Raw genomic sequence first — 8814 nt, forward strand, 5'->3', positions numbered from 1 at the left:
ACCCGGGGGTGGCTTATCGCTAATGCCCGGAAAATAGAGGCTGTCCCCCGGTCCTGTCGGAGTGATCCAGCAGAATCCCTCGGGCGGCCCGCAAAATCCCGGTCTGTCTCCGCAAGGCTGCCATGGCGCACAATTGATCCGTGCGCACTTTTGGTGTGGAAGAGGAGTTGCTGATCGTCGATCCCGTGACCGGCGAGCCGCTCGCGCTTGCCGACGCGCTCCTCTCGGCCCCCGCCCACGACGGCGCCGCCCACGACGGCGCCGCCCACGATGACGCTGCCCACGCCGCCCAGGATGGCACCGAACCCGGACCCACCCTCGAGGAGATCGACGGTCCCGATACCGGCCTAAGCCACGAGCTCAAACTTGAGCAGATCGAAACCCAGACCCGCCCCTGCCGCAGCTACGCCGAGCTCCTGCACCAGATCCGCAGGGGGCGCGGCCTCGCCAGCCATGCCGCTCGGCGCCACGGCGCTCGGATCGCCGCGTTGGCCACATCGCCCGTGGATGCTGCGTTGCACACCACTCCGGATCCCCGGTACGCCATCATGCTCGAACGGTTCGGTATCACGGCGCACGAACAGCTCACGTGCGGATTCCACGTGCACACATCGATCGAGTCCCCCGAGGAAGGCGTGATGGTCTTGGACCGCATCCGGGACAAGCTCGCGGTCTTCACGGCGATGAGCGCCAATTCTCCCTACTGGCGTGGCCTGGCCACGGGTTTTGAGAGCTATCGGACGCAGGCGTGGAACCGCTGGCCTTCGTCGGGGCCGTCAGCCATCTTCGGGTCCCTGGCTGCTTACCGGCGGGTTGTCCGGAGGCTCATCGAAACGGGAGTGCTGCTGGACGAGGGGATGGTCTACTTCGACGCCAGGCTGTCCCGGCACGTTCCCACGGTGGAGGTCCGGGTGGCCGATGTCTGCCTCCGGGCCGAGGATGCGGCGCTCATCGCGGTGCTCGTCAGGGCACTGGTTGAGACTTCTGTTCGTGAATACCATGCCGGAATAGAGCCCGCTGCCGTGCCCACTGCGCTTTTGCGGATGGCGTCCTGGCAAGCAAGCAACTTCGGACTGCGTACCGAACTGCTGGACTTCGGAACCTTTCGCCCGGAACCCGCCGCCGACGTCGTCTGGTCGTTGGTGGAATACTTGGAACCCGTGCTCGCCGAACAGGGTGAATTCGACTTGGTCCAAACCGGCGTGGCAGCCATCTTGAGCCGTGGCAACGGCGCTATCGAACAGCGTGGTGTTGCCGGGCGCTGGAGCGAGAGCAACGGGAGCGCGCCCGACGCCGCCGGGCTGGCCGCCGTCGTAGAGCACGCCGTCCAGATCACGATGCGCTCAGAGAGGGACGAGAGCGACACCAAGCCGCAACCCGTCCTCACCTGGGTGCGCCAGGACTGGCGCGAAGCGCCCGGCTAGACCTGCTTGAGGGCCCGCTCGAGGTCCCCGATGAGATCGTCCACATCCTCCAGCCCCACCGAAAGCCGCACGACGCCGTCGCTCAGGCCAATTGCCGCGCGGCCTTCCGGACCCATGGCACGGTGCGTGGTGGTGGCGGGATGGGTGATGAGGGACTTGGAGTCGCCGAGGTTGTTCGAGATGTCGATGACGGCGAGCCCGTCCAGCAGCGCGAAAGCGGCCTCCTTCGCCGATCGCCCCGCGGAGGGGAGCAGCTCGAAGGTGAGCACAGTTCCGCCGGCCTTCATTTGCTTTGCGGCGAGCTCGAACTGCGGGTGCGACTTCAGCAGCGGGTACTTGACCCAGCTGATGGCCGGCTGTTCCTCGAGCCACTCGGCGATCCGCAACGCAGACGCCGAGGAGTGGTTGACACGCAGCGCCATCGTCTCCAGGCCCTTGGTCAGGACCCAGGCGTTGAACGCGGAAAGCGAAGGACCGGTGTGCCGCATGAGCTGCTTGACGGGACCGTCGATGAACTCCTTGGTGCCCAGGATCGCTCCGCCGAGGACCCGGCCCTGGCCGTCGATGTGCTTGGTGCCTGAGTAGACAATCACGTCTGCTCCGAGATCGCCGCAGCGCTGCAGGAGGGGAGTGGCGAAGACGTTGTCGACGACCACCGTGGCGCCGGCCGCGTGGGCCAGCTCGCTCACCGCGGCGATGTCCACGATTTCCTGCATGGGGTTCGACGGCGACTCGAAGAACACTGCCGTTGTCGGCTCGGACAGGGCGGCACGCCACTGGTCCAAGTCAGGCCCGTCGACGAAGACGGTCTCGACGCCCCAGCGCGGCAGGATCTCATTGAGGATGACGAAACAGGAGCCGAAGAGCGAGCGGGCGGCAACTACGCGGTCACCGGCAGCAAGCAACGCACCGAGGGCGGTGAAGACAGCGGACATGCCCGACGCCGTCGCGAAGCACGCTTCGGTGCCTTCGAGCAGGCGGAGGCGCTCCTGGAAGGTAGCTACGGAGGGGTTGCCGTAACGGGAGTAGACGAAGCGTTCGTCCTCGCCCGTAAATGCTCGCTCGGCGGCTGCAGCGGACTCGTAGACGAAGCCGGAGTTCAGGAAGACGGCCTCGGACGTTTCCTGGAAGTTGGTACGGTCAAGACCGCCGCGGACGGCCTGGGTGTCAGGGCTCCAGCTGGCGGCGTCAGGGTTGAAAGTCACTTAGATGTTCCCCAGGTTCGTCGGAAGTCCACGGTTTTTCCAGCCGTTCACGGTTCGCTCGCCGTAGCGGTCCGGCTCGCCCTCAAAGCCCTCGAGGACGTTGTAGGAGGTGTAGCCGGCCTGGGTGGCGGCAATCGCGGCGGCGATGGAGCGCTGTCCGGAGCGGCAGAGGAAAACCAGTTCGGTGCCATCCGCCTCCGGGGCCTGCTGCGTCAACTCTTCGATGAAACGGGTGTTGGGGATGCCTCCGGCCAGGTTCCACTGGATGAACAGGGGATCGTTCTCGGTGGCTTTGGTGTCCGGGATGCCGATGTGTGCCCACTCGCCTTCGGTGCGGACGTCCACCAGGATGGCGCCCTGCTCAAGCTTGGCCCAGGCGTCGTGCGGGCTGAGGTCGCCTGCGTAGCTCATGCGTGGCCCTCGCCGTCGAACTCTTCATCAAGCTGATCCACCGCATTGGCAACGGCGGCATCTGCGCTTGCGATTGCCGCGGGCAGGACGATGGCCTGTGCCACGATTACGTCCGTGCCGTTGAAGGTCGCGGCCGGGCTGCCGTGCAACACGTATCCCTCCGCGAGGGCGGTGGAGATCCGCTCGCAGAATTCCTTGGTGTCAGGGCCCGTGATGAGACGGTACGAGAGTTTTTCTTCGGTGGGTTCAGGCATTGGTGCTCCTCAGTCACGCTTGCAGTTCGAAAGTGTCGATACGCCGAGTAGTCACCTGAGGCACCCCGCCGGAGAGAGGGTTGCCGACCAGCAAGTCAGGGCTTCACGCTGGTGCTCATTACTCAAGAAGAAAAATAACATCCACGACGGCGGCCTGCATCACCGGCCGTCGTCATGTTCCGTAACCGGACGGCAGCCAGGCTGGCGAGGGCTGGGGTGCCAGCGTCCTAGGACTCGGTTTCATTGGGCAGCGGTTCCAGGCTCGCCTGGATCCGGGGTGGAATGGCGTCGAACCGCGACGCTACTGCCGTAGGGGAGTGATGAAAAGTGGAACCTTGATGCTTCCGGATTTCCAGCAGTTCGTGGACGGATATCCCGGTGGCCGTGGCGAGTGCATGCAGCGAGAGGCTGTTGTGATGAGCCAATGCAAAAACCACACCCGACAAGGCTTCGAAACCTTCTGTCTCGTAGATTTCCTTCACCAGGTTGGACATGCCATTTGCATCATCGATTGATCCCGCTGACGCACCAGTCGCCATGGCCGTCAGGGACCATGCAGCAGAGTCGGGGCTGATGTAGATGCTCATGTCGATACCCTACGGACTCAGGCCCGCTTGGGGAATGGGCGATACGTTTATCTTTATGGCAGCACTCACCGACCTTGACCGCCAGCTCCTCTCCGCTCTCCGGGAGGACGGCAGGGCCTCCGTGGCGAGCCTTGCGCGCAAGCTGGGCGTTGCTCGGGCCACCGTGAATAGCCGGCTTGAGCGTCTTGTCTCCTCGGGGACCATCGTTGGCTTCACCGCGAGGGTGCGCGACGAGGTGGATCCACTTGCGATCCGGGCCATTGCGCTCATTGCCGTGGAGGGAAGGTCGGCGGACAAGGTCATTCGCCAACTCCGCGGACTTCCCGAGATTTGGGCGCTACACACCACGAACGGCGGTTGGGATCTCGTGGCCGAGTTGCGCACGGAGAGCCTCAGCGACTTTGACCAGGTGTTGGGCAGGATCCGCGGGATCGAGGGGATCGTCAATAGCGAGACGAGCCTGCTGCTCAGTTCCGTCCTGCGATAGTCGCTTTTATGACGGGCGCCTGCCGTTGATCATTGTGTGCATAAGCAGTCATCATTTTGTGCATGTTTTCAATGAAAAGTACGTACTTTGGCAATTGTGGATGCATATCGCCGCTCCGTAGCCTCGTAGCAACAGTGCTTATGAGGGAAAGGAGCGCACATGACGCGCTTTGTCGATGTCCGCAATATGGTTCGTTGGACGGCCGGACGGGGCCCGGAGACCGTCATCTCGGAGATGATGCAGTACCTGGAAGACGACTTCCAGCGGTGGGAATCTTTTGACAAGACTCCGCGAGTGGCAAGCCACACGCCATTTGGCGTCATCGAGCTGATGCCCACCAGCGACCAGGAAACCTACGGCTTCAAGTATGTAAACGGACACCCCTCGAATCCCGCGCGCGGCTTCCAGACCGTGACAGCTTTCGGTGTCCTGTCCGACGTCCACAACGGCTACCCGACGTTCCTTGCGGAGATGACAGTGCTGACAGCGTTGCGGACGGCGGCCACGTCCGGCATGGTCGCTAAGAAGCTCGCGCGCCCCGATGCCCGGATCATGGCGATGATCGGAACCGGAACCCAATCGGAGTTTCAGGCGCTGGCCTTCCGGGCGGCCCTGGGTATAAACAGTGTGAGGATCTGGGACACGGACCCGGCAGCGATGGAGAAGTTCGTCCGGAACATGGCTCCCCTCGGCTTCGACATCACCATCGCAGACTCGGCGGCCCATGCAGTGGAGGGCGCCGACGTCGTCACCACATGCACGGCGGACAAGGCCAATGCCACGATCCTGACAGCAGACCAGGTTTCGCCCGGAGTCCACATCAACGCGATCGGAGGCGACTGCCCAGGGAAGACTGAACTCGACGCTGCCATCCTCGGCCTCGGTGACGTCTTTGTGGAATACGATCCCCAGACGCGGATTGAAGGCGAGATCCAGCAAATGTCCGCCGATTTTCCCGTCACCGAATTCTGGCAGGTCCTGGCCGGGCACGCTCCGGGCCGGACCTCCAAGGACCAAATCACGATATTCGATTCCGTGGGCTTCGCGATCGAGGACTTTTCCGCCTTGAGGTATCTCCGCGACGCCGTTGAGGGTTCGGAGTTCTTCGAGGAGATTGACCTCGTCGCTAATCCCGATGACCCCAAGGACCTCTTCGGCCTGGTGCGGGAACTGTCGCCGATCGGCTCCTGAGATGCCCAACTGGTCCCCACCGCCACCCTCGCCTCGCAAGTCCCCGTCGGCTCCCAGCCTTCGCGAGCTCAGGCAGGGACCCTCGCCGGCGGGGCCCCACCGCCACCCTCGCCTCGCAAGCTCGGCCAGGGAACCCGGGCGGCGTGGGCCCACGCATTTGTTGTCGTTTTGGAGCCTCTAAACGACAACTACTGCTAGTCAGTTGGGTGGGAGAAGCCTGGTGCGCCGGCCCCAGAACCGGCGCACCAGACGTTTTATCCGGGCATCCCGCCTGCCCAGCCCATCCCGCCGGCCCCGGCTACACCACCGCCAGGCGCAGGATCAGCTCGGCATGCCCGGGGAACCTCATGACGAGCGACTCGATGTCCCGTGCCGTTGGTTTCGCGGAGTCCGATCTCTCGTATCCCGGTGCGAGGCTGCAGCTCACCAAGGCGAACCCCGGCCCGGCCAACTCGGCACCGAACCAGGTGGAGTTCGGGGCAACTCCTTGCAACATCTCGCCTGCTTCCGGATCCGGCCCCAACAAGGCTTCGGTATAGCCAAAGTCCTGAAGTCCGAGCTCCCGGGAGAAGACGTGCAGCCTGATCGGTGTCCCCACGTGGAAGAACCACAATTCGTCCTGCTTGAGGGCGTGCAACTGGAGGACCTCACCCGCCTCCAGCAGGTACCAGTTGGAACTGTAGAGCGGATGGTCGACGCCGAAACGCGGAGGCAGCGCCGATCCGGCGATGTCCTCGTTGCTCACGAGCGCGGGCGCGAACCAGCCGCCCACGCTAGCGGGGGACATGTCCAACCGTTTGATCCAGTCCTCTGCGAATCCACTCATGTGACCGGGTCCTTCAGTGAGAAGCAGACGGTGATGCCGATGATGTCCTTGCTGCCCGGGGCCCGCAGCAACCCCTTTTGGGTCACGATGTCCACATTCACCATGCCGCCGTCCTTGCTGGGGACGGCGATGGTCTCGTGGAAGTTGAGCAACGGCTTTCCGCTCGCCATTACTTCCTTGTCGTGCGCAACGTGTTCCGCGCGCGAGTCCTGGTGCCCGATCAGCTCCGACTTATCCATGCCCACCAGGTCCGCGAAGTTCTGGTTGACCCACAGGAAGACCGAATTCGCGTCCTTCACCACCCAGTACACGCCGTCCTGCCTGTCCAGCACATCGGCGACACTCATAGGCGGAACCGTGGGAAGGAGCGCCGGGTCCAGCGCCGGGGCGACAGTCATGGCGCTGCCGCCGCTCCGCCGTCGGCCTCGAGTCTTTCGGCGAGGTCTTGCGCCAAGGCGACCATTGTCATGGTCGGGTTCCACGAACCGCCGGTGGGCCAGAGGCTGCCGCCCGTGACAAAGACGTTCTGCACGCCGTTGAGTCGGTAGTCGATTCCGACGACGGCGTCCTCCTCTTCGCCGATCGGCAGGCTCGAGCTTTCGTGGACCAATCCCGGAACGCGGCGCTCCGGGATGGCGGGACGCTCGGCACCCCAGGTTCCGTCGTCGGGATCTCCGCGCCAGTATTCGACCCGCTCCGCGCCGGCCGGGGAGAGGACCCGCTCCAGCATCTGGAAGGTTCCCTCGTCCATGGTGTCCCAGGTGTCGTCGTCGGTGGCGTTGGCCAACACCTGCAAGGTGACGTTGCAGGTGGGGTCCGCTCCGCCGGAAAGCCGCAAGTGGTTCTCCGGGTTGCTTTCGTCCAGTTCGCCGAGGACGGCGCAGACGAACACCAGGTAGTCCTCCGAGGACCGCAGCTGCGCGAGCGAAGCCGTGGCGACGACGTCGGGGGCGTAGCGTTCGGACTTCTGGGCGTTCTTGTCCGGGCAACGGTCCGAGAGGACCGAAAGCTGGACGTGGTACTGCATGCCGGCCGGGCTCTTGCCCGCCAAATAGATGGCCGCCAGTTCCAGCTCGCCGAGTTGTCCGCTGAAATCAAAATCCTCGCGGGGAACCCTGGCCACCACCGAGGTGATGAAGTGGGCGCTGAAATGCCCGCCGGCCCCCTGCACCTGCGGGAAGGAATTGAGGACCAGCGTTGCCGGTGGAAGCGTGCCCATGGCCAGGACCAGGTTGGCGTTGCCGACGTTCACTACGCCGCGGTTGGTGTTCAACGCGGTGGCCCGTCCGTCCTGCTGGAGCACGCTCAACACGGTGCAGTCCGTGACCATGCGAAGAGCCGCGCCCTTGCCTTGGGCCTCGAGGGCTGCTTGCTTGTCCGTCAGTTCAAGGAGGACTGCCGGCGTCGAGAACTTCGCGAAGTCCACGCCCGACGTCGCGCCAGTCGCCGCAGCGAGCGGTGCGGGCATGCTGCGGGTGGCGGAATCGATCTTGTGCAGGCCTGCCTCAAGCCGTTCCTGCAGGGCTTTCTGCATGATTCCGTAGACCGGCCGAGTGTCGTTGATGAGATCGACGACGTCGGCCGACCGGCCGGCGTCGATCTGGTCCGCCGAAACCACGTTCAGGAGGTCTTCCGCGGACGTGAAGTGAGACTTGGCGGCGTCCATCACTGCCCGCGGCCAGCCCCGCATTTCATCTTCCTCGGGGCGGGGGCACCATGCGCTCCACATGATGCTTCGTCCGCCGTAGAAAGGGACCATGCCGTGCTGCCACGAAATCTTGCCCGGCGGCTGGGTGGCGGTGGCAGCTGCCAAGGTCCACGGGAAGGTCTCCGAGAGGCCTCCCAGGGTCTCCTTGTAGGGCAGCGGCAGGTTCTGGAAGTGCTGCGGCAAGAAAAACGGACCCCGTTCAATGATCAGGATCCGTGCGTGCGGGTTGACTGTCAGTGTCCGCTCGGCGAAGGCGTAGGCGCAGAACCCACTGCCGATGACGATGTGGTCGAATTGTTCCTCTTCGCGGACTTTTTTCCATTCCCCCTCGGAGAGGAAGAAAACGTGATCCATGACTTTCTGGGGCGAGGGATCCTGGGGTCCGGGCGTGGGAAACCCGTGATTGAAATTCTGGGACGAAGAAACTGCACTCATAACGATGCCCTCCATCAACTTTGCTGATTCCACGGCACCGTGAAACCAGGTGCCCACTGGGCCTAGAGGCAGATCACCCTTCCCCAGCAGAGTTCACGGGACTAGTTAACTACTGCCGCCATGGCGGCACAATAGAGTTCGGTGAGGATCCACGGTCGGCGGCTGAAATCCGCCGGCAAGCCGCGGCTATTGAAGGTCTTCCGGTTCCGTCGAGGGCCCAAGTGGCCCGGGTGTCCGATGCGGCAGGGGCGGGCCGGGATGTGGCGGCCGGGGTACATGTTTGTGC

Annotated in this window: 11 protein-coding genes and 1 riboswitch; of the genes, 3 read left to right on the top strand and 8 right to left on the bottom strand. The window is 64.0% G+C overall.

Annotated features, from left to right (window positions below; genetic code table 11):
* Positions 1-140: 140 nt before the first annotated feature.
* The gene (locus AC3WJU_RS19495; RefSeq protein WP_492260625.1) at positions 141-1424 is read left to right on the top strand and encodes a glutamate--cysteine ligase 2; all 1284 of its coding nucleotides are present in this window, start codon (positions 141-143) and stop codon (positions 1422-1424) included.
* Here AC3WJU_RS19495 and AC3WJU_RS19500 read toward each other — a convergent pair.
* From AC3WJU_RS19500 to AC3WJU_RS19515, 4 genes are all read right to left on the bottom strand, one after another.
* On the bottom strand, positions 1421-2629 hold the full coding sequence (locus AC3WJU_RS19500; protein ID WP_059389850.1) for an O-succinylhomoserine sulfhydrylase: 1209 nt from the start codon (positions 2627-2629) through the stop codon (positions 1421-1423). The genes AC3WJU_RS19495 and AC3WJU_RS19500 overlap by 4 nt on opposite strands.
* Complete coding sequence (locus AC3WJU_RS19505; protein WP_059389851.1) at positions 2630-3040, bottom strand: rhodanese-like domain-containing protein; 411 nt, start codon at positions 3038-3040, stop codon at positions 2630-2632.
* The gene (locus tag AC3WJU_RS19510; RefSeq protein ID WP_028267606.1) at positions 3037-3294 is read right to left on the bottom strand and encodes a DUF1737 domain-containing protein; all 258 of its coding nucleotides are present in this window, start codon (positions 3292-3294) and stop codon (positions 3037-3039) included. Before AC3WJU_RS19510 ends, AC3WJU_RS19505 begins: the two co-directional genes overlap by 4 nt.
* Positions 3295-3304: 10 nt before the next feature.
* A riboswitch (SAM riboswitch) is annotated at positions 3305-3417 on the bottom strand.
* Positions 3418-3521: 104 nt separating this feature from the next.
* Complete coding sequence (locus AC3WJU_RS19515; RefSeq protein WP_284991154.1) at positions 3522-3881, bottom strand: hypothetical protein; 360 nt, start codon at positions 3879-3881, stop codon at positions 3522-3524.
* A gap of 55 nt (positions 3882-3936) precedes the next feature.
* Between AC3WJU_RS19515 and AC3WJU_RS19520 the strand changes: the two genes are divergently transcribed.
* Positions 3937-4368, top strand: a complete 432-nt coding sequence (locus AC3WJU_RS19520; RefSeq protein WP_059389854.1) for an Lrp/AsnC family transcriptional regulator — start codon at positions 3937-3939, stop codon at positions 4366-4368.
* Positions 4369-4527: 159 nt separating this feature from the next.
* Entirely contained in the window at positions 4528-5559 is a 1032-nt protein-coding gene (ocd, locus tag AC3WJU_RS19525) for an ornithine cyclodeaminase (RefSeq protein WP_284991155.1), read from the top strand.
* 298 nt (positions 5560-5857) lie between these two features.
* On the opposite strand, the gene AC3WJU_RS19530 is transcribed toward ocd, so the two are convergent.
* From AC3WJU_RS19530 to AC3WJU_RS19545, 4 genes are all read right to left on the bottom strand, one after another.
* Positions 5858-6385, bottom strand: coding sequence for a cupin domain-containing protein (locus AC3WJU_RS19530; protein WP_059389855.1), 528 nt, complete (start codon positions 6383-6385; stop codon positions 5858-5860).
* Positions 6382-6783, bottom strand: a complete 402-nt coding sequence (locus AC3WJU_RS19535; protein ID WP_059389856.1) for a PAS domain-containing protein — start codon at positions 6781-6783, stop codon at positions 6382-6384. The genes AC3WJU_RS19530 and AC3WJU_RS19535 overlap by 4 nt, the downstream gene beginning before the upstream one ends.
* On the bottom strand, positions 6780-8528 hold the full coding sequence (locus AC3WJU_RS19540) for a GMC oxidoreductase (protein ID WP_441432960.1): 1749 nt from the start codon (positions 8526-8528) through the stop codon (positions 6780-6782). The genes AC3WJU_RS19535 and AC3WJU_RS19540 overlap by 4 nt, the downstream gene beginning before the upstream one ends.
* Positions 8529-8629: 101 nt before the next feature.
* Positions 8630-8814 (bottom strand): hypothetical protein (locus AC3WJU_RS19545; protein ID WP_492260626.1); only part of this gene is annotated, 185 nt, incomplete at its 5' end.

Source organism: Arthrobacter sp. FW306-1B-F12A (assembly GCF_058781865.1).